Source organism: Denitrovibrio acetiphilus DSM 12809, from assembly GCF_000025725.1.
In the GTDB taxonomy this organism is placed as follows: domain Bacteria; phylum Chrysiogenota; class Deferribacteres; order Deferribacterales; family Geovibrionaceae; genus Denitrovibrio; species Denitrovibrio acetiphilus.
Genome location: NC_013943.1, coordinates 2,296,435 through 2,318,420 on the forward strand (window position 1 = coordinate 2,296,435; position 21,986 = coordinate 2,318,420).

19 protein-coding genes and 1 tRNA gene are annotated in these 21,986 nt (G+C 41.5%); 6 read left to right on the plus strand and 14 right to left on the minus strand.

Annotation, left to right across the window (positions count from 1 at the left end; genetic code table 11):
- Nucleotides 1–6: 6 nt before the first annotated feature.
- The 10 genes from DACET_RS16355 to DACET_RS10990 all read right to left on the minus strand — a co-directional run bounded on the left by DACET_RS16355 (nt 7) and on the right by DACET_RS10990 (nt 13,769).
- The gene (locus tag DACET_RS16355; protein WP_169304226.1) at nt 7–144 is read right to left on the minus strand and encodes a hypothetical protein; all 138 of its coding nucleotides are present in this window, start codon (nt 142–144) and stop codon (nt 7–9) included.
- 226 nt (nt 145–370) lie between these two features.
- Nucleotides 371–1,063 carry a response regulator transcription factor gene (locus DACET_RS10950; RefSeq protein ID WP_041230349.1) on the minus strand — a complete coding sequence of 231 codons (693 nt, stop codon included), beginning with the start codon at nt 1,061–1,063 and terminating at the stop codon, nt 371–373.
- A gap of 531 nt (nt 1,064–1,594) precedes the next feature.
- Nucleotides 1,595–3,967, minus strand: a complete 2,373-nt coding sequence (locus tag DACET_RS10955) for a molybdopterin-dependent oxidoreductase (RefSeq protein ID WP_013011440.1) — start codon at nt 3,965–3,967, stop codon at nt 1,595–1,597.
- A complete protein-coding gene (locus DACET_RS10960) occupies nt 3,968–5,332 on the minus strand; it encodes a sensor histidine kinase (RefSeq protein ID WP_013011441.1) in 1,365 nt (454 codons plus the stop codon).
- Nucleotides 5,333–5,676: 344 nt separating this feature from the next.
- Nucleotides 5,677–8,292: a PEP/pyruvate-binding domain-containing protein gene (locus DACET_RS10965; RefSeq protein ID WP_013011442.1), complete on the minus strand. Its 2,616-nt coding sequence runs from the start codon at nt 8,290–8,292 to the stop codon at nt 5,677–5,679.
- 45 nt (nt 8,293–8,337) lie between these two features.
- Complete coding sequence (gene gdhA, locus DACET_RS10970; protein WP_013011443.1) at nt 8,338–9,684, minus strand: NADP-specific glutamate dehydrogenase; 1,347 nt, start codon at nt 9,682–9,684, stop codon at nt 8,338–8,340.
- A gap of 315 nt (nt 9,685–9,999) precedes the next feature.
- A complete protein-coding gene (locus DACET_RS10975) occupies nt 10,000–11,214 on the minus strand; it encodes a DUF438 domain-containing protein (protein WP_013011444.1) in 1,215 nt (404 codons plus the stop codon).
- 70 nt (nt 11,215–11,284) lie between these two features.
- On the minus strand, nt 11,285–12,055 hold the full coding sequence (locus DACET_RS10980; protein WP_013011445.1) for an ABC transporter permease: 771 nt from the start codon (nt 12,053–12,055) through the stop codon (nt 11,285–11,287).
- A complete protein-coding gene (locus DACET_RS10985) occupies nt 12,045–13,028 on the minus strand; it encodes an ABC transporter substrate-binding protein (RefSeq protein ID WP_013011446.1) in 984 nt (327 codons plus the stop codon). The genes DACET_RS10980 and DACET_RS10985 overlap by 11 nt, the downstream gene beginning before the upstream one ends.
- 63 nt (nt 13,029–13,091) lie before the next feature.
- A complete protein-coding gene (locus DACET_RS10990) occupies nt 13,092–13,769 on the minus strand; it encodes a Crp/Fnr family transcriptional regulator (protein WP_013011447.1) in 678 nt (225 codons plus the stop codon).
- 78 nt (nt 13,770–13,847) lie between these two features.
- Here DACET_RS10990 and DACET_RS10995 point away from each other — a divergent pair, with 78 nt between their 5' ends.
- Genes DACET_RS10995 through DACET_RS15640 form a run of 3 tightly spaced genes read left to right on the plus strand, consistent with a single transcriptional unit; the run spans nt 13,848 to nt 17,186 of the window.
- Complete coding sequence (locus DACET_RS10995; protein ID WP_013011448.1) at nt 13,848–14,060, plus strand: DUF1858 domain-containing protein; 213 nt, start codon at nt 13,848–13,850, stop codon at nt 14,058–14,060.
- Nucleotides 14,061–14,072: 12 nt separating this feature from the next.
- The gene (locus DACET_RS11000) at nt 14,073–15,017 is read left to right on the plus strand and encodes a transporter family protein (RefSeq protein ID WP_013011449.1); all 945 of its coding nucleotides are present in this window, start codon (nt 14,073–14,075) and stop codon (nt 15,015–15,017) included.
- A 3-nt stretch (nt 15,018–15,020) separates the two neighbouring features.
- The gene (locus tag DACET_RS15640) at nt 15,021–17,186 is read left to right on the plus strand and encodes an ATP-binding cassette domain-containing protein (protein WP_013011450.1); all 2,166 of its coding nucleotides are present in this window, start codon (nt 15,021–15,023) and stop codon (nt 17,184–17,186) included.
- A gap of 240 nt (nt 17,187–17,426) precedes the next feature.
- Here DACET_RS15640 and DACET_RS11010 read toward each other — a convergent pair whose 3' ends face one another.
- Complete coding sequence (locus tag DACET_RS11010) at nt 17,427–17,891, minus strand: hypothetical protein (protein WP_013011451.1); 465 nt, start codon at nt 17,889–17,891, stop codon at nt 17,427–17,429.
- Nucleotides 17,891–18,106: a hypothetical protein gene (locus DACET_RS11015; RefSeq protein WP_013011452.1), complete on the minus strand. Its 216-nt coding sequence runs from the start codon at nt 18,104–18,106 to the stop codon at nt 17,891–17,893. Before DACET_RS11015 ends, DACET_RS11010 begins: the two co-directional genes overlap by 1 nt.
- Before the next feature lie 247 nt (nt 18,107–18,353).
- On the opposite strand from DACET_RS11015, the gene DACET_RS11020 reads away from it, so the two are divergent.
- On the plus strand, nt 18,354–18,551 hold the full coding sequence (locus DACET_RS11020) for a hypothetical protein (protein ID WP_148214182.1): 198 nt from the start codon (nt 18,354–18,356) through the stop codon (nt 18,549–18,551).
- Between the two features lie 193 nt (nt 18,552–18,744).
- Here DACET_RS11020 and DACET_RS11025 read toward each other — a convergent pair.
- Nucleotides 18,745–18,817 (minus strand) — tRNA-Ala (locus tag DACET_RS11025).
- Between the two features lie 334 nt (nt 18,818–19,151).
- On the opposite strand from DACET_RS11025, the gene DACET_RS11030 reads away from it, so the two are divergent.
- Both DACET_RS11030 and DACET_RS15645 read left to right on the plus strand, forming a co-directional pair.
- Nucleotides 19,152–20,306, plus strand: coding sequence for an IgGFc-binding protein (locus tag DACET_RS11030; protein WP_013011454.1), 1,155 nt, complete (start codon nt 19,152–19,154; stop codon nt 20,304–20,306).
- 105 nt (nt 20,307–20,411) lie between these two features.
- Nucleotides 20,412–21,773 carry an Ig-like domain-containing protein gene (locus DACET_RS15645; protein WP_013011455.1) on the plus strand — a complete coding sequence of 454 codons (1,362 nt, stop codon included), beginning with the start codon at nt 20,412–20,414 and terminating at the stop codon, nt 21,771–21,773.
- A gap of 41 nt (nt 21,774–21,814) precedes the next feature.
- Here the strand turns inward: DACET_RS15645 and DACET_RS16360 are convergent, their stop codons facing one another.
- Complete coding sequence (locus DACET_RS16360; RefSeq protein WP_169304227.1) at nt 21,815–21,952, minus strand: hypothetical protein; 138 nt, start codon at nt 21,950–21,952, stop codon at nt 21,815–21,817.
- Nucleotides 21,953–21,986 lie beyond the last annotated feature (34 nt).

Sequence of the window (21,986 nt, forward strand, 5' to 3'; positions counted from 1 at the left end):
TCCTTGTCACCGGCTGTTCAACCTTGTCAGTTTGTTCTTCGCAAATGCTGAATCAAGGCAACAGTCAGGGTTGTCTTTGCCGGAGAATTTTTGAATATGTCTTTCAAATATAAAAACATTTCCCATAGGTATTCCTTTGTTCACCGGACACCCCCCACTCCTCTGAAACATGCATTGCTGCGTTCAGTCTGTGGATGTCAGGCGGTAGTATTAATGAATACTCATATAGTATGCTTGCCTCAGGATACAAAACAAAAGGTCAAATGATGGTCAAATTATAGATTTTTATTAAGATTATTTAAGAAATAACGTTATGTATGAAAATAATAGTGAAGTCCCTCCAGAAATGTTTAATTACGTATATTACGTGTTATTCTGGGTAACTTTCCTTGTGATCCGGATCAATTTTGTAACCTCTTCCACGGACACTATGCAAAAGCTGTTTTTCATAAGGCTTGTCTATTAACTGTCTCAAAATATAAAAATGTGATTTGAGAGAGTTACTCATAGGCGGCTGATCACCCCATATATCGTAAATAAGCTCTTCTTTAGTCACTATCCCCGGCGAACGCTCAATCAGCCTAAGCAATATACGGAAACAGACATGGGAAAGATTAATTTTCTCTCCGGCTCTTTCCACTATCCCTTTTTCCTGATCCAGTATCAGATCTTCTATCTGGAAAGAGTTTTCAAGACACTGATTATATCTTCTAGACAAAGCCTTCAGTCTGAAAAAAAGCTCTTCAAGATCAAACGGTTTAGTAAGGAAATCGTCAGCTCCACATTTAAAACCGTTAATCTTATCTTTAAGCATCACTCTGGCTGTAAGCATAAGTACAGGGATTTTAAGACGCATATTTTCTCTTATATGCCTGCACACTTCAAACCCGTTCATCTTATGCATATTAATATCAAGAATGACTGCATCATAAAGATTATCACGAAGCAGCTCCAGAGCAAGTTCGCCGGACATGGCATAGTCCATTCCACACCCCTGCTCTTCAAGATAGTCCACAATATTTTCTGAAATATCCAGATCATCTTCGACTAATAAAAATCTCATTACTTCTTGTTTTTTTACAGACTTACCCAAATTTGCACCTATATCAAATATAATTGTAAAGGGAAAATGGTCAAATAACGGTCAAATATAGCTTTAAATATAGTCAATATGCCAAAAGCAACAAGGGCATTTAATCCAAGCCTATCATCCTCCGCTTATTACAGGATTATCGTATGCAGTATTCTCCGGAACTTTGTCTTGAACTTTTCTTATGTGTAGGTAAAATAAAGTCTGCAAATTGTAATATAAGTTGGAAAGCTGATAAACAAGTCGGCAAGTAGTAAAATATATTGGAAACTACGCATTGCGGAAACGCTGTTGTGTTCGTTTAAAATATGCCACCATTTACAATGCATAACCAACTATCATATAAGGTAATATTTTATACGTTGCATAACTGAGTTTTAAAGACTTACTTTTATGCCACTTATGAGTAAGATAATGGACACATTTATTTCCAACTAATTATACTGAATAATAATGAGCTTGCTCAGAATAGTTACTTTCGGACTCTATACTAAGGTTTGTTGGTTAATGTATTTGACAGTAATTTATCTGCGAAAAGCTTTCAGATTTTATTTTACCACAACATCTTATCGCAACAAGGCAGCTGTTAGCAGAGATCGCCTGCGCAAGCCGGGACGTAGGTCTGTCTGAGGTCAGAACATTGACTTGCCCGGAAATACATCTGGAATTGCTGTCTGCCGGGTCTTCCGCTGCAAACCATGCTCCTTCTTCAATAGCAACCACTCCCTTGATTATACCGTCTGAAACATGAGTGCCGGCAATCACTTTGCCTCTGTTATTATAAACTTCAACAAGATCCCCCTCTTTTAGTCCCATCCGACTGGCATCCTCAGTATTTATGTGAATAGGTTCCCTTCCGCTGATCTTATACTTTTTAGAAAGATCAGAGTTATCAAGCTGAGAATGAAGCCTGTGTTCGGGGTGCGGAGATATAAGCTGAAAAGGATATTTCCTCGACAGGTAAGAGCCGATACCTTCGGAAGGCTCGATCCACGCGGGGTGCCCCGGGCAGTCACGATAACCGAAAGAGGCGATCTTCTCTGAAAACAGCTCTATTTTCCCCGACGGAGTACGCAGATGTTTCTTCACCGGGTCATTTCTGAAATCAGCATGTCTTACAAAGTCTCTGCTCCCCTTTAATGGTGGGAAATGAACGTAGCCTTTATCCCAAAAATCAGCAAAACTGACTTCAGCACGAACTTTACTGTAGCTCCACTCAATCCATTCGTCGATGCTTCTGCCTTTGGTAAATTCTTTTTCAAAGCCAAACTTAGCTGACAGGTCTCTGAATATATCGTAGTCATTTCTCGCCTCAAACAAAGGGCTGATGATCTGTTTCATAGCAAAAACATACTCGACTCCATACGAGGAACCGAATGTAAGATCATTTCTTTCGAAACTTGTTGTCGCCGGCAGAACTATATCTGAATATTTTGCAGTTGGAGTCCACCAAGGTTCGTGGGTTATAACAGTGTCCGCTTTCCGGACACCTTTTATCAGCTTATTAACATCCGGCTGATGCCCGATAGGAGTCACTCCGGCAGAGTATATTAGTTTGATATTCGGGTAAGTGAGTCTTTTCCCGTTATATTCAATGGTCTTCCCGGGATTAAGCAGCAATTCCGCCATTCTGGATGCGGGGATAAGTGTTTGAACAGGGTTCCCCCCTTGTGAAACCATAATAGGTATACCAGCTCCGCTATATGGGGCTCCCGCAGTACAGTATGCCATATTCAGGTACAAACCGCCGCCGGGAAGCCCTATCTGACCGATCATACTGCCAAGGGCAACAAGGCTCCAGTGAAACTGCTCTCCGTTCTGAATCCTCTGACATGCCCAGCTTCCTGTGACCAGAGTCCTATGTTTTACTGACATTCTGGCAAGTTCTTTTATCTTATCCGCAGGAACTCCGCAGATCTTTTCTGCCCATGCAGCATCTTTTACCACTCCGTCCTTTTCACCTGTCAGGTATTTCAGAAAGGTGTAGAAACCAACTGTATATTTTTCTATAAATTCTTTATTATAAAGACCTTCAATGTAAAGCGTATAACACATGGCAAGTATCATAGGGACATCGCTTGCCGCTCTGATAGGCACCCATTCACTCCCAAGCTCACGGCAGGTTTTGCTTTTAAGCGGGTCGATAGTTACAAACTTAACCCCTTTGTCCCGCATCGCTCTGAACCATTCAAAATCGCTGTGTATAGGCACATGATAATCAACCTTTTCTGTTTTAAAAGGGTCTGTCCCCCACATAAGGATCAGCTCTGTGTTCTCCAGCACAACATCCCTTGCTGTCTGTCTGCTGTATACCTCCATATCCCCCACAACATAAGGAAGGATACGCGTTGCTGCACCGGCAGAATAATCACCAACAATATCTGTAAAGCCTCCGAAAAGCCCCAGCATCCTCGCCTGAAGAGACGAAGCCTGATGAATCCGCCCGGGGTGTGACCACCTTGCGTATGTAGTTTTAAAAATCGACTCGTTGCCATATTCCTCTCTTGTTTTTATAAGAGATTCAGCAACCAGATCAAGAGCTTCATCCCAGCTAACTCTGACAAACTCTTCAGCTCCACGCAGATGTCTTTTGTCAGAACCGTCGAGATAGCTCTTCCGTACGCAGGGGTGTTTAATCCTGTTTGGTGAATATGTAACATCCTTCAGGGCATATAAAAGATCAACGGGATCCATATCCATTCCCATCGCTTCTATCTTAACTATCTTACCGTTCCTGACATACGCTTTCAGCGGCCCCATGTGCGTGGCATGGGTTATTACCCTGTCGCCCTCACTTGCCAGCACTTCCGGACTATAGGCAATTGCAGCAAAAGTTGCTGCAGCCATACGTATAAATTGTCTGCGGTTCAACAGCATTTATCCCTCCGTCACAGTATTATGTAATTGCCTGCAGAGGTCGGGACAGACAAAATCATGGTCTTTATTGTTAAAACAAACAATAACATTCGCCCCTTTCCCCTCTTCAGATATTATATTCAGTTTCCATCCTACCTGAGTGCACATTCTATGGGCTATAGACAAGCCAAACCCAAACCCGTCAGCTTTCGAAACTCCTTCAACGACATTAATAGCATCCAGCACGTGTTTAGGTATCCCCGGTCCTTCATCTCTAACTGAAATGCATGTTTCATATATAGAAACAACAACTTTGCCTCTCGGCGTGTATGTTACGGCATTACGAACAAGATTACCCACGACAACCGAGAGTATTTCCGGTGTAACAGAAAGGGTTGCGTTTGAATGCACATCTATAATAACTTTCAAAGGCTTATTTCTGATCAGATAACTGTTGTTGTCCACGCACTCGCGCACTACAACAGCAGCGCTTACCGACCCCCACTCTTCCTGACGCTCTTGTCTGGACAGCCACAGGAAAGAGTTAATAAGATGCTCCATATTATTAGTGGCACGCTTTATGCGAGAGATCGCTCTCTCTCTTTTCTCTTCATTGTCATTAATTCCGCAGGATAGGATTTTGATTGCACCCTGTAAAACTGTTACCGGAGTACGGAGTTCATGGCTTGCGTCTCTGGCAAAAGCCTTTTCACGGTTTATAGAAGACTGCATCTCGCTGATAGCACTCTCAAGAGTCTTTGCTAGGTACCCTACTTCATCATTTTCAAACATTTGCGACATATTTTCCGGCAGAACACCCGTTGCCTCCTTAGCCTTGATCATTCTCGTCAGCCTTACAACAGGAGATACCGCTTTATAAGATGTAATGATACCCAGGAGCAAACCAAAGATGAATATAGGCAGCATCATAGCTATCAGCAAGCCCCGGGAAAGATTCAGAATTACGTGATCATTGATAAGTGTTGTAACGTTGAATAACAGATAAAATCTTCTTCCGTCCTGAAGGTCTCTGATCGACACATAATAGTGCTGCTTATCGTGCTCTTCCTCGTAGTCCCCTGCGGGTCTGTCGCTAAGAGTAGTTGCAGCCCATTCAGGCATAATATCTTCCCCGATATATGTGGTCATATAAGGAGATTCTGGTACTGTTATATCTCTGCTGAATGCCACGGGAGCAACTGGCGAAGTATCCACAGACTCAAGATACCTACTGGTCTCAAGCTCAAGCCTCTTTTTGAGGGCATACTCTTCTGTATATTTAGTTGAAATAAAAATACCAACAAAGAGAGCCATACCCAGTAAAATGCTGAAGCCGGAAAAAACTAAAACTATTTTCAAGCGGAGAGAGCTACCAATGAAATCCATTAATAGGTTCCTCAATTGTGTATTAAATATGCTTATGTAAATTATCAATCAACGGCAAATAATGCTGCTGATGAATCATTTTCGACCCACATGTTTTTTGTCTAATACCTGCAATGTAGCCGTAATCAGGCAGTCTGTCCACCTTACTCTTGCAACTTTTTTAGTAAAACAGCAAAAGTAAACCTAAACTTAACATCACAAATCTTTGAGAATATATAGGAAATTCACAATTACAATATCCAATAATAATCTCCTTATTATTAAAATATAGAATCGATTTCGAGATGCCGCCATAAAAATCTGCTTGTCATTTATGTGATGTATTCAAACTGGCATATAAAATTTCAGTACAAGCTGACATCAGAAGAATCCTGTCGGCGAAGTAATAAAAGATCCTGAGATTTAATGTCAGATTTTATTACCAAAGGTGATGAATCAAAACGATAAACCTTTACTGCCTTGGCTGCGAGGTTCAACCCTGAGACTGCTTCAGAAAAGCAGTCCGTGAAACTGTCAAATGTATTATCTGTAAATGTACACTCAAAAGAATTAGGAAAAAGAGCCATGAAGAAGATATTGCTCTCTACAAGATCCTGAAAAAAATGAGAACCGAATGAGAGTTCAGGCATGAGTCCCCCCTCTTCAAACTCTATCTCCCCTATTGCGTTCATATGATTTATGTCTGAAAAGTTTACAGGAACTCCCAGAGAAGGGGTTGACGTACCCCACCTGCCTGGCCCCAGAAGCAGTGTATTGCGCCCTGTCTCTTCAATATCCTGATTAATCTCCCTTATAGCCCTTGCGAGCTGGTACTTTTCGTCTTCTTTCAGCATAGAATATTCATATGGGTCAACCAGAACAACCTGCTGGATTTTCATAACGACATTACCGCCCATGAAGTTGCTTTTTGACTTAAATATAGTTGAATATTTTTCCAGCTCTTCTGCACTTATATCTTTCGTATCGGAAATGATATTTGTCTGATGTGGTCTGCACTGAACAAGATTAATTTTGTAACTGTCGTCTTCAGTAAAATTCACAGTAAATTCAATGTCCACAGGATATTCGTATTCGGCTTCTATAGTATTCATCAAGTCTTTCATCTCATGAGTAAAATCTGTCTGTTTGAGCAGTCTGCCGAATGTAAGTATCCATATATTTTTTCTCTTGCGCCCACGCTCAACAAGCATACGCTCCGCTTCCCTGTCGTGATTTGCTACCTTGTTAAGGTCAAAAGGGAAATGTTCATCATAAAGTTCATATAACGAGATAGCATTCTTTCCGCTCACTCTGGTGTCAAGCACATCAAGCTGCTTTTGTGAAAATCTTTTGAGGTCATGCATATCATTCACAGGTATCATATCAGGAGCATTGAGAGCAACTATTCTGGGATAATCATCTTTGACCCTGTTAACAGCCCTTGTCCCAAGCCCCGCAACAAGACGCAACATACCCGCATCAGGGTCAATATCGTCATGCCAGACATATGTATTATAAGAAAGCCCCACACCGGCGACATGCGGATAGTAGTAATGATTGTGAAAACAACCTGAAACTCTCTGAATGAGTATCCCCATCTGCTCATCTATTTCAGCAAGCCCTTTGCTGCTACGGTACTCCAAAGCATCTTTACACATTGCGCTGGCATAAACTCTTTTCAGATTGCGAAGAAATTCATCAAGTCTTATCTCCGGCGCTCCTTGAACAGAGCAAAAGAAACTTTCATATTTACCGGCAAATGCATTTCCGAAACCGTCTTCGAGAATACTGCTGGATCGGACGACAATGGGGTACTGCCCGAAATAGTCGAGCATCTCACGAAACTGGTCGATTATCTCAGAAGGAAATTTTCCCTTAAGCATGAGTTCTTCCAGCTTTCCCCCTGCTTCCAGATAGCCTTTCTCTGTTTTGTGTTCGATATATAAATCCCACCAGCCGTTGTGTATTATATAAGTATGGAAAACATCGGAACCGACGTAATAAGAGTCATGAGCCTCAAGTAGTTTACCCCAGCGAGAATCATCAGAGTTTTCCAGAATCTTTCTTGCGAGAAGCATCCCTGCGGCTTTACCGCCGATAAACCCCGTACCTATCATTCTGGCTTTTATAGAGATCAGATCCCGAAGGGTAAAATGCTTCTTTGCCAGTTGCAGTATCCTCTCATCCCTTCCTATAATAAAGCCGGCAATTGTGTTAAACACTTCTGCCTGCTTCTCTAAGTCGGAAGATGCAAGCACCTCTTTTGCCTGTAGTATCATCCTGTCCCATGCATCAAGTTTCTTTTGTTCTGATGCGCTGAGCGAACAGAGAGTATAAAAAAGACCTGTCGCCTCTATACTGTTTGCCACAGGGTGAAAGCAGCCGTTACTGTCCAGCTTATGAGGCAGAAACATAGTCGGTGAGCTTCTCTCATAAACCTTCTGAGGGTGGACATAGCAACCATCTTCACTTTTATAGAGTTCAAGAAAGAGCTGCGTAGTATTTTTTATTTTATTTATTGTGCTGTATGAGTGATGATTTTTTAAAATAGCAAAATATGCCATAGCCTTCAGTTTATAAAGGTATGGACATGTCACCATAAAGAGATTTGCAATCATGGAGTCTGTAGCCCAATGGGAGAGGAGCGAGGAGAGGCAGTCAAAAACAAAATAACTTCTTTCGCCTGCCTGCTGAATATGCTCGTGGACAAGCTTTGAAAAACTCTCAAAACCGGCGCTTGCATTCAGCTCATGCAGAACAACTCCCTCTATTCCTGGTTCCAGAAGCGGGTCATGCTCTGCAAAACGGATATAATGAACTTCATTGCCTCTTATTAAGGCTTCATCAACATATGATCTGACAAATTTACGGTATTCTTCAACAGACGGTGTGTGCCATACGACATTATCGCCTCTCCGGAGAAAACTTAAAAGACTATCCAGGCTTTCATTGCCAGTGCTGATCAGTTCATCATTTTTCATCCGCGATACCTTAAAAAAAGCGGAGCCGAAGCCCCGCATTAAATTTTATATAAGTCCCAGTGAGATCATCGCATCAGCAACTTTACGGAAACCGGCTATATTGGAGCCTAAGATATAGTTGCCCGGGCTGCCGAATTCTTCTGCCTGTTCGTAGCAAGCCTTATGGATGTTTTTCATTATACCATGAAGTTTGTTTTCGGTAAATTCGAATGTCCATGAATCACGGCTGGCATTCTGCTGCATCTCAAGTGCGGAGGTTGCAACACCACCTGCATTTGCCGCTTTGCCAGGTCCGAAGAGAACACCGCTGTTAAGAAAAACTTTTGTACCCTCAGGTGTTGTAGGCATATTTGCGCCTTCCCCAACTGCTATACAGCCATTTTTGACAAGCATTTTTGCATCTTCTTCATTCAGTTCATTTTGTGTTGCGGACGGCATAGCTATCTGACAAGGAACTTCCCATATATTGCCCCCCTGCTTAAAGACTGCATGTTTGTGATAGTCGCAGTAATCTTTGATCCTGCGGCGTTCAATCTCTTTGAGCTGTTTCACAAGCTCAAGGTCTATACCTTTTTCATCGTAGATATAGCCGCCGGAGTCAGAGAGTGTAACAACCTTTCCACCGAGTTGATTGATTTTCTCTGTTGTGTATATCGCAACATTACCAGACCCCGATACGGAACACACTTTGCCTTCTAAGGAGTCATTTTTCATCTTGAGCATTTCATCTACGAAGTAAACCGCACCATACCCTGTCGCCTCAGTACGAACCAGAGAACCGCCCCATGTGAGCCCTTTCCCGGTAAGAACTGCTGCCTCGTATCGGTTGGTCATCCTTTTATACTGACCGAACATATACCCCAGCTCTCTCCCTCCGACACCGATATCACCGGCGGGAACATCTGTATATTCACCGATATGTCTGGAAAGTTCAGTCATAAAACTCTGGCAGAAACGCATTACTTCATTATCTGATCTGCCCTTTGGATTAAAATCAGAACCGCCCTTACCTCCACCGATAGGAAGCCCTGTCAGAGCGTTTTTAAATATCTGCTCAAAGCCAAGAAACTTAACTATTCCAAGATACACAGACTCATGAAACCTGAGTCCGCCTTTATATGGTCCGAGGGCAGAGTTGAACTCAACACGAAACCCTCTGTTTATATGGATATTACCTTTGTCATCCGACCAGGGTACTCTGAAGATGATCTGACGTTCCGGTTCACATATCCTTTCTATTATTTTGTGATCAGCGTAATCAGGATACTTTTCAATAACCTGCCCCAAAGAATCTAAAACTTCTGCAACAGCCTGGTGAAACTCTGTCTCCCCGGGATTTCTTGCAACTACCTGCTTATAAATGTCGTGGATTTTAGGTGTAATAGTGCTCATACTCAAATTCTCCTTTTAAAGTAATGTATTATAACATAGATAGATGTCATTGTAAGCTTTATAACAAGTTTAACATTAAAAACTATTACTTTATCGAACGCAATCTTTTTTTACGCTTGGTAAAATTTTGTTTGAATATAAACGGCTGGAAAACTAGGATATAATTTTAGCTAAACAATTAATAGTAATATATATTTTGAATTCAGATAATAGCATTCAGAGATACTGCAACAGTCATCAAAAAGCTTTTGATAAGCAGTGATATTATCGGCGAGAGAGACAAAAAACGGAACTGTCCCTGTTCGGGGCAAAGGATTAATTATAATCAAGCAGTCGTTTTTCACCGGAGAGAGACCTTGCCTCTGTTATGTCCTGACTGACTTCTATTGTTCCGATATACTGCCCGGCGGCGTCTCTGAGTGCGAAATATTGAATAAGTATGAATTTCCCCATCATCTGGATCCAGAAGCTCTCAACATCTTTCTTGCCTGATTTCAGGTTTTCCACAACATCATTTACAATATGTACACTCTCAGGCGGATGGCAGTTTTGTACACTCCTGCCTATAATTGCCTTAGACCGAGGGAAAATCCTCTCCTGCGGTGAAGAGAAGTATCTCACTTTGTCTTCTGCGTCAACATATGTAATATCCACAGGCAGAGTGTTCAGCATCGTGACAAGCTCCTGTGCGGAGAGTAATCCAGTGTCAAGATTTACCATTCCATCGGGGATACTGCTTTCGCTGCTCTTCCGGATTTCCACTTCCGGTGCTTCGATAAATGAGTAGCCGATCTCAGGGCACTGAGAAATCATTTCAGCAAAAACATCCTCCGGAATCTTTAATGCTGACACAGGCAGAAGTATATAATCCTCTCTGAATATAAGACCGTATATGTCAAAAAAGAGCTTGCCCACCGTTCTGTTAAACCTGATACCGTCAACATCAGTTTCTGACAGCAGAGAAAGCAGAAGCTTCATCCCCTGACGTACATCATCGTGGATAGACCACATAACATTTACACATCTGTACTCCGGAATGTACTTCTCAACATATGGGAAAAGGATATTTTCCTTTTTAATATAGTGATTATCTATGACGGCGAGGTCTTCTATCAATTTTTTGAGAGACAACCTGTATCTATTAAATTCAGGAGTGCCTTCTTCAGCTTTACTAAAAAGCTGCAACTGTTCTTTGATAGACTCCATATGAGCGGTAATCGCTGTATTCTCTTCTGCTAATATGGAGATGAAACGGGGCACATTCCTGCACAGGTCAAAGACATCCCTGTCAAGCTGGCTGGAAAAAATATTAATAATCCTGTTCAGAGCCCCTTTAATATTCTCCATGTCATATTTTTCACAGGAGACCATCCAGTCCACCAGCATCATTATTTCATCATAACGAACCGACTTTATGTCATCTTCGTACTCACGATAAAGGGCGCCAAGGTCTTCATCTTCGAGGATCCCCTCACAGTAGAGCCTCAGATTTTCCATATGAGGATCGTTTTTAGCAAGCCACTCAGACATTTAATTTCTCCGGTAAACTTATTTCGTAAAGTATACATGACGAAAACAAACATTTCAACGGCACGGAGAATTAAATTGTCTTCCACCTCAGTATCCGCTTTTGTATCGGGTTCAGTACGACGTATTCCAGACAAGCAGCTATTAAAAGAGTGACAACAGCCCATGCAAAAATAGACTCAACCTCAATACTTGACCTTGCAGTAACAACTTCAAAGCCTATTCCGTCTGATGCTCCTAAAAGTTCAGCCAAAACCACCACTCTTATTCCGCTCCCCATAACTATCGTCATACCAGCCAAAACATGGGAAGATATAGCCGGCAGATATATGTGCCTGAGCAGCATAAAAAAATTGTACTTATACAATTTTGCCATACTTAAAAGATTATCATCCACCATCTCCATACCTTTCAGGGCATTAAAATACACAAAAGGAACAAGAAGGAGAGAAGCGATAAAAATAACCATGAATGACCCCATACCAAACCACAGCATAGCCAGCATAGTCACTATCACAGGGGGAATACTCATAAGAACCCATCCGAAAGGCTCAAGTATATTCTTAAGAGTGTTGTTGAGCCCCGCTGCAATCCCCAGTATTAAACCTGCCATACTCCCCGCAAGAATCCCCGCAAAAAGCCTGTATACAGTGAGAAACAAAGAATGATAGAACTCATCATCAGAAAGTAGCCGGATCAGACTGATAAGGGTATCTGACGGTGAAGCCACAACTATTTCATGCAGAAAAAGAGAAAGCACCTGCCAGCACACAATCAGAGCCAGCACTCCCACTGACGTACTAACCCATTTTTCCGATACAATACGGTAAATTCTATCTGTCATGATAATAGAGGTCTCCGTCGGGCATCTGTCCGCCTATTTTACTAGGATCTGACTCATGCAAAATAGAGAAAAATAGTTTTATCTCCTCCAAAGCGTCATATGCGGGGACAGGATTCATGTCAGAATTCCTGATACCGATCACAATAGCTTCCCGGCTCATATTAGGCAGATAATTAACTATAATGTCAGCAGCCTTTTCTGGATTATTTTTAAGCCATTCTGCCGCCTTTTCAAACTCTGCTTCAAAAACTGACAGAAGCTGCCTGTCTTCGATTACTGAAGCAAGAGCCAGTGTGCCTGCCTGTGCAATTCTAGGTGATGTATCATAGACTCTCCCCCATTCCTGCTGAAGGTCTATCACCTTTACCAAAGGGTTACCCTTCCCCTTTGCTGCCAGCTCTTTTGATTTAGCAATCGTCATTGATACCGCAGGTTCGGCAGACATCGCTGTATCTGCTCTGCCAGACAAGAGAATCTGAGCAATATCCATAGGGTGAGCAACATATATCAGATCATAATCCTTTTCAGGTTCTATACCGTTCTTCTCTGCCAGATGCCTGAATATGAGGTCGGGCATCTCACCACGGAAAGGAACTGCGACTTTCTTGCCTTTCATATCCTGAAAAGTTTTCACCGCAGGGTCAGAAGACATAACGTGCAAAATACCCCACACAGAGATATTCATTAACTTGACACTGATACCTTTATTATAAAACATAGCGCCGACATAGGATGGTGCTGCAGCAAAATCTGCCTGCTCACCAGCTATCATAGCCCTTAGCTGATCAGGGTTTTGCCAATAACGGAACTCGGTTTTATGTGCAAAGTCCCCCATACTGTTCTGATCAGCCATGTAGATGAGCGGGTAGGAAACAGCAGTAAACGGACCTGTAAAAACCAGCTTGTCCCGTTTTTCTGCATGGGCTGACGCAAAGATAACCAGTATAAAAAATACCATAAACAGATTTTTCATTTCTACCTCACAAACAATTTTCATAAGCTTATATTCGTGAGATATAATCCACCTTAACAACAATCAAGGTTTTTGATTTTGATAATCATCACCAATAAGCACCACTCGTCTGCCTGTCACCTCGATCTCTTTATTATCTATAAGTTGACGCATAATTCTTGACAGATTTTCCGGAGTTGTTGCAAGAAACATTGCTAGTTCGCACTTTGGCATAGGCAGCATTACACTTGTGCTTTTCTGCTCTTTTGACAAATTATTCAGATAACTTATAAATCTTGCCTTACAGTCAAGCAGCGACAGATTCCCTATAAAATTGGTAAGATTATTGATCTCTTTATTAATGATACTTAAAACTTCATCCATCAAAACATGGTCTCTCTTCATCTCTTCCCTAAGCTTCTCTCTGTCTATAGCAAGAAGTTCAGAGTTAGACAATGCCATGGCACAGAGAGGGTAAACTCCCCCAAGGATCCCATGCCCGAAAGATTCACCGGCTCTTATGAACTTGACAATAACCTCACGCCCGCTGTCATTGACTCTATAGAGTTTTACAAGTCCTGATACAAGATAGTAGATATGCTCCCCGCACTCTCCCTGCAGAAAAAGAGTCTCCCATTTCTTTTTACATTTTATACAGCACGACTTACAGAGATTATCTACAAAGCAATCATTTACGCTACTGTATCTCTGAGTAACGTAGTCTTTTACCAATCTTTTTTTAAATCCCTTAACAATTATCAAGGTCTTCTCCAGTAAATGATATTAATACTCAATATCACTTATCGAATATACTGCCAAGCACAATAATGAGGATGAAAAATGATTACAGAAAAAACTAAAGTTTATGAAGCTGTTTCAGGAAACGAACATATCAAGGATATTTTTATCGCATTTGGATTCGAGAACATTACTAATCCGGTAAAGCTAAACACAGTGGCTAAAATCATGACGATCGAAGCAGCCTGTCACATGAAGGGTGTAAACCTTGAAAATTTTCTTAATGCTTTAAATTCTGCAATAGAAAACAAATAGGAGGATATGAGAATGAAAAAAGGATTAACGTGTATTTTCTTAGCAGTATTTGCTCTCTCTGCAAATGCAAAAGAAATTGACAAATCTATGATACCTGTCGGTGCAGTAAATATGTCTAACGGAGTGGTGTTTGCTAAAGGCGAATTCGGAATCATTACCAAAAACCACTACACTGTAAAAGATGAAATATATAGCGGCACTGATGAAGCGGATTTTAATCCGGCTATGGGTTCGTCTCAGGTAAAAAAACTAACGGTAAATATGACTCAGGTGGCGCTGAGGTATGGTATTGGGAATGGATTTGATATCCGTCTGATAGTCCCCTACATTTCAAAAGAACTTGAAGCAGGCGCCGGAACCCCTGGGGGAATTATGAAGAAAAAGTTTGACACAAGCGGCTTAGGCGATCTGAAACTTCTTTCAAGATATCAGATAATGAACCAGATGAAGGGAGCGCCATTTTTTCTGCAGGCAGGGCTTGGCTTAAAATTACCTACAGGCGAATCTGAAGAGAAGAAGGACGGTACATATATGCCAATGGGTGTACAAAGCGGTTCAGGCTCAACAGATTATCTTGCAGAAGCAGGGCTTACAAAGCTGCTCGGAAGGCACAGACTAGACATGTACCTGTTATATATGTACACAACAGAAGGTTCACAGGACTTTGAATTCGGCAATGTATTCCAGTATAATCTCGGCTACAACTTCTCTTTAACAAAATTCTTCGACCTTGAACTTGAATTTAACGGTAAAACCCAAGCCAAAAACAAACAGAACGGAAAAAGCATTGATGCCAGCGGTGGTACATTCTATGCGCTGACCCCAGGATTTCATATCAGAAAAGGTCAGCAGATACATTTTTCACTTGGGGTGCCCTACACAATTTACAGAGATGTAAACGGAACCCAACCAACAGAAGACCTCAGTCTGGTAGCGCGCTTCACCGTAAGATTCTAGTTAATGAATAACATTTTAACATTTGAATCAGTCTCCAAAACTTACGGAGAAAATAATGTACTGAAAAATCTCAGCTTTTCCGTCAGACAAGGTGAGGTAATCGGGATACTCGGCCCTAGCGGCGTCGGAAAATCAACTATGCTGAATATCACTGCCGGACTTGAGAAAAATGACAGCGGAAATGTAGTAAACCATGGACAAAGAATTGCATATGTTTTCCAGAAACCAAGGCTGCTTCCATGGAAAAATATTACTGACAACGTAATGCTTCCTCTGCTGGCAATGGGGTTCTCATCAGAAAAAGCTAAGCAAACAGCGATGGCAGAATTAAATAAAATGGGATTAGGCAGCTCGACCGACCTCTTCCCTTCCCAGCTCTCAGGCGGCATGGCACAGCGGGTTTCCCTTGCCAGAGCGTTCGCACTGCAGCCTGACCTGCTTCTGCTTGATGAACCATTCAACGCTCTGGATATAAAGATGAAAGAGATGCTTATGTTTATGATGCAGGAGAATCTCAGGCACAGCCCTGCAACAGTTCTTTATGTAACACACGCTCCTGATGAAATTCTGCACATTGCAGACCGTATATTCATTTTCGGAGAAGGGGGGACGTTTGAAAGTATGGACTGTCAGGAAAAGTGTCTCAGCAAATACTATGCACAAGGTGCCATAAAGGGATTCCTTGGGCAAAAAACAAAACAGAAAGGAGAAAATATTATGTATGAATGGATGAACAATAAAGACAATTTCGAAACTATGGATATGCGGAGAAAGACACCGGAGTTTATGCCGGAACTGCTCAGGATGGCAGAAGATGTGCAGGAAGGAAAAGGGCTTCATATTATACAGAGTTTCGAGCCTATCCCGCTTTATTATCATATGGAAAAGCTGGGATTTATCAAGTATATGGAAAAACCTGAAGATAACGAATACCATGTATATTTTTACAGACCGCCTTCAGACTCAATGGCAAAATCAGCCAAGATGTCCGGCTTCCTGAATATAAATGAAAAAAGAGCCGAAACTATCGCTTCGATAGTCATGGATTTTTTTAACGGTAAAAAATTAGAGGAGCTCAAGCCTGCATATGATGCCATTACCCCCGTTACAGCAGCAGAATTCGCATACGCCGAACAGATGATTTCTGACAAGGGAATACCTGACAGCAATTTTGAAAATAATATAGATGAACTCATTACTCTTTTTCGTTCATCACTCGACAAAAGCACCGCCGGCGAATTTCCGGAAGGACATCCGATAAATACATTTATGGCTGAAAATAGAGCAATAGAAAAGCTGATCATCAGCATAAGAGATGAGGTCAGCACAACTAAGGATTACAATAAACTCACAGAAATGTTTAAAAATCTGAAGGAAATTAATCATCATTATGTCAGAAAAGAGACTCAGCTATTCCCATATCTTGAAAGGAAAGGCTTCGACAAACCATCCACAGTCATGTGGTCATTGCATGACAAAATCAGGCAGGGGATTAAAACATGCATAAAGATGCTGGAAGATAACCAATTCGACAGCTTTAATGAAATATGCGGTTCAGTTCTGGATGAAACAGAAGGCATGATATATAAAGAGGAAAAAGTGCTCTTCCCCACAGCCAAGCTGATGCTTACAGAAAACGAATGGAAGCTTATAAGAAAAGGAGAGAGAGAACTCAGCTACTGCTTTATCGACACTCCTCCGACATGGGGCAGCCATACTGCCACAGAACATATTCATCCTGCAACACCATCAGGCAATGGGCTTTTCCTGAAAATGAATGAAGGCATGCTATCCTACGAACAGCTTGATGCAATAATGTGCCATATGCCGGTAGACGTATCTTTTGTGGACGCAGATGATAAGGTCAGGTATTACAACCAATCAAGCGAAAGGATATTCCCAAGAAGCCCTGATGTTATCGGCAGAGAAGTCAGATACTGTCACCCTCCTAAAAGTGTAGACACTGTTGTGTCCATCCTTGAAGCCTTTAAAAAAGGTGAACAGGATGTAGCAGAATTCTGGCTGACTCTGGATGAAAAGTTTATCTATATCCGCTATTTTGCTGTAAGGGACACATCGGGAACATATATGGGAACTCTGGAAGTCATGCAGAATGTCACACACATTAGAGAACTGGAGGGGAGCAGAACTCTCATCTCTTGGGATTAGATGTTGCACATGGTGACTAAAAACGGTCTTTTCCAGTGAAATATTTTTTTAATGCAAGACAACAAATAAACGCCCGGGAATCCGCAACAAGCAATAACCCTCGCACTAAAAAAGGGCTTCATGGATTTATCCTGAAGCCCGCTGTTAAAAACTGTCACATCAAAGATATAAGCTATTAATAATTAAGTAATCACACATAAAACTGTCATAGTTTAAAATTTAACAAATGGATTTTGAGGCTTATTCATCTTCAATGTTGTTAACATTTTCTAATAAGTCTCTCACTATGATATTACCTGACAATGAATAGGGTATCGAAACAAGTTCCCCTGTCTTCCCATTCCGTATAACAACCGTTAGGGACCAATTATTAATTGAAGCTATTCTTGGGGTCACATCTAAGAATATAGTTCCCTCTGTTGCACTACCCGGAACGAGATTGCCACCTTTAAACATCCTGTTTGCGATGTCTGCTTTAATTTGTTCATTGATTTTTAATACATTATGGATGCTAAAACCAGCAAAACCCCCTGTAGCAACAGCCCAACCTCCTGACCGCCAGTAAGATTTCTTTAGTTTATTATAAGTTTGATCCAAAGAAAGTGCAGGTACTCTTCCCCCTGTCTCATTAAATAGGTTTATCCCCTCAGGGCTTAGTAAATATGTATCGTCAGATTTATTCTGAACATATACTTGAACAGGCATTACCCCATATCGTATCGTATCGTATCTTCATCATAATATGCTTTTAAATCATTTACATCATGAGTAGCCTTAACCAATAAAACAATGTCATTCTTTATCATTTTGTTTTGCTGAGCATTTAAATCTAGCCCCAGAGAAGGTTGTTGCATTGCATTTCTTGAAGCACAGCCAAAAATTGTCATAACTACCAATGAAAACATAATAATTCTTCTCATAATCATCCTCAGTGTATTTTGTAGTCCACATTATTATACAATGCATGTCCTTAAGTAAAGTAAAATCAAAAAAATACTTACATTTTGAAAACATAGTAAGAGTTTCATAGGATTATACATATACACATACTTATTAAAAATCGTAATATTTCAGTAAAGTGACAGAAATTGTCAGCTGAATGATCTATATTATAACTATCAAAGGTGAGCTATGAGAAATGCTGTAATAATATCTATGATGCTCTTTATGTCTGGGTGTACGTGGCTGACTGCTAAACAACCTGTAGAGCAATCTAGTAAACAAGAGTACCGCCCGGCTTATTGGTATGAACTGAAAGAAGGTAAGCAATATCACTACCCCACAACACAACAGCCACAATCAGAACAACGCTCCGCATACTGGTACGAAATCAAAGAAGGCAAACAGTATTGGTATCCTAAATAAGTGTGTCTATGCATAAACCAATAAAACTATTTTTATTATTTCCCCCTTGCGGTAATACATACAATACAAACATGGGGTGGAAACATGCTTACAGTTCGATTACCTGAAGATGCAGAAGACCTCAACACCACTGAAAATCCGAATTAAAAAGGGCTTCGCTGATTTCTCAGGAAGCCCTTAGATGCTTATAAAATGGAGGTAAGCGGGATCGAACCGCTGACCTCAACACTGCCAGTGTTGCGCTCTCCCAGCTGAGCTATACCCCCAAAAAGCAAATACACAGAAATACTTCCCCACACAAGGGGGACACTGCGACATTTTGCTTTAGGAGATTTATATGAATATGTCAATAATGTCAAGATATTTCAGCTATACATTAGAGTTTGAAAACAGAAAAACACTTTTAAGGTCTCTTTTCGTTGATTAAAATTAATTTTTAGAATACTATTTAACAATAACCGTGAATTATCACACATATCATGGTACAACATACACATAGCGAAATATCTTTGCTATTTATAAAAAAATAACAAAGATACCGACAAAGACCACATTTATTAAATTAAGTTATTTGATGATTATTAAATTAGAGGAGGAATCATGAAACGAACGAATTTTCTGACAGTACTGCTGTATATCATCTTTATATGCAGCTCGGCAACAGCAGCAACTCTGGATAACAAAGGTACAGAGTTCTGGCTGGCTTTCCCGAAAAACATAAGCAACCCCAGCTACCTGCAACTCTACATAACCGGCGATACAACCACATCAGGAACTGTATCTGTAGCTTCCGAAAGTTTCAGCGAAAATTTCACTGTAACTCCGGGAGAGGTAACCACTGTTGAGGTTCCTGTCTCAACAATGATCACATCCAACCAAACTGTCGAAGACAAAGGTATCCATGTCACATCACAAGAGGAAGTTATAATATACGGAATAAACAGAGCAGGCGCTACAACAGATGCATATATGGGGCTTCCTGTCGATGTTCTGGGAAACGAGTATTTGGCACTCTCTTATGCAAATAATATATCAGACAGTAACTTCACTATACTCGGCACAGAAGATGGTACATCTGTAACGATATCACCATCCGCAGCATCAGGATTAAGTTCAGACATCTCATTTACTCTCAATCAGGGAGAGATATATAACCTTTCCAGAACGGGAGCTGATGAAGATGTCACAGGTTCTGTCATAACTTCAGACAAGCCGATAGCGGTTTACGGCGGATCACAATGTATAACTATCCCGCAAGACATCGGGGCGTGTGACCATATTGTTGAACAACTACCTCCTACAAGCACATGGGGCAAGAACTTTGTAACAGTTCCACTTGCCGTAAGAATAAATGGAGACACATTCCGTATCCTTGCGTCTGCAGATAACACAACACTACAAATCGATGGAACCTCTGTCGCTACACTTGCAAGAGGCGAATATTACGAAACCATCCTTGACGCATCCTCATACATAGAAGCTGATAAACCCGTTCTAACTGCGCAGTACTCACATGGAGTGTCTTACGACAATACAACTGGTGATCCATTTATGATGCTCATACCACCATATGAACAATTTCTAAACAGGTATACTGTAACGACTCCCGCCGAAGGATTTGATGTAAACTACGCAAACCTTGTTGTACCATCATCCATCAAAAGCAACGTGACATTTGACGATGGCACAGTACCGGAAAGCAGTTTCACTCAGATAGGTGACACTGACTTTTACGGAGCTCAGGTATCCGTATAGCTTGGCTCACACACCTTTTCGGCAACGAAAGCATTCGGAATTTTCTCATATGGATTTACCAATGCAGACTCCTACGGCTATCCTGGCGGAAGCTCGTACGCCCCAGTGGCAAGTTTTGACCACGTAACATACACTGCTCCATCGTTAACCACATATGCAGCAGGTGCAGAAGTATGTTCATCCGCAACAGCTTACAACTCAGAGAATAGCACTTTGGAAGGTATAGCAGTAAGCTTCAGCGTAAGCGGAGCAAACACAGCATCGGAGTCCATATCCACTGACGCAAACGGAGTTGCGGAGTTCTGCTACATTGCAACAAACGAAGGCACAGACACTATCACATGGCTGGACATTAACAGTAATACCGGCTCAGCGGAAGTAACTATAGGTGGTGAGCCGAGCACTGACCTCACCGTGCCGGAACTGCTTACTCCGGATACAGGCGACACACTGACTAACTCTAATGTAACTTTTACATGGGACAAAGTTGAAGGAGCTGAGAAATATATCATCGTTGTTAACGGCCATGTTTCCATAAAAGCCAGAACGCTGACATCAAAAAACTTTACAGTTTCAGAGTCCGGTGTTGTATCCTGGATATGCCCTGTAGCACTCTCTGACGGGGACTACACATGGACTGTTGCAGCAGCGAATACCGAACAGACAACTGGTTATGCACCTGTTTCAGCTTTCTCCATAGAAAGACCATCGTCTGTCACAGACCTTGGCGATGGTGATGACATAGACTTTGCCAGCACCAACACAGTAGCGCAGACTACACTGAATTCTATAGCCAGCCTTAATGCCGCTTACCCTATTCACACCGAGACAAACTTAAGCGTCAACAAACCACAAGGCACAGGCACAGCAACTGTGAACACTATCAGCCAGATAAATATCGGCGCAATGATTGCAAGTACAGACGTAAGTGAAATAGTTGTCAACAGTGAAGTCGGAACAATAACATTTGCCGATGCAGACTCGTTCCCTAACGCACAAACCGACGAAGGTGAAACAGTAGAAGCCGGTAATCTTGGACTGATCATTCAGGCATACGAAACAGATACCGTCTCTGCTGCCTTTGATGTCACAATGCTCATCACATCGGGAGCAACTGCCGGAACGATTGTCCATACACTTGCCAGCCCCGTTACATTTATCCTCACAGATATTAATCTGATATATGCATCCGGTAAAACACAGGTCAGGTTAAACGATACAATTCTTGAGGAAATTGCTCAGGGTGAAACTTCATCAAATGCTGACGGATACTGGTACTATGACTCCACAGAGGAAAGTTACCACATAACTGTTAACCATTTTTCAGATGTTTCAGTTCAAAACAAACCTTCCTTTGGAGGAGGTGGCGGATGTTCTGCTGCTGGTTCAGCCGGAGCAGACCTCGGGATGATGTTCATAGCAGTCTTTGCTGCCTATGCTTTCTACAGGAATCGCAGAGAAGCTTAGAAAACAAACATACGCCCAGTATAAACTCAGTGTCCGCAATTTTACGGACAAAAGCCATATACGGGTAATTTATAATAAGGCGGCGTCAGCATAGAGCCGATGTCGCCTTTTTTTATGCTCCCTCCGACATACTCACGTAAAAACTGAACAAATTCATCCTGTGCTCTGTTATCAATCAATAGCATAATCAAAAAAAGACCCATCAGCATTTTA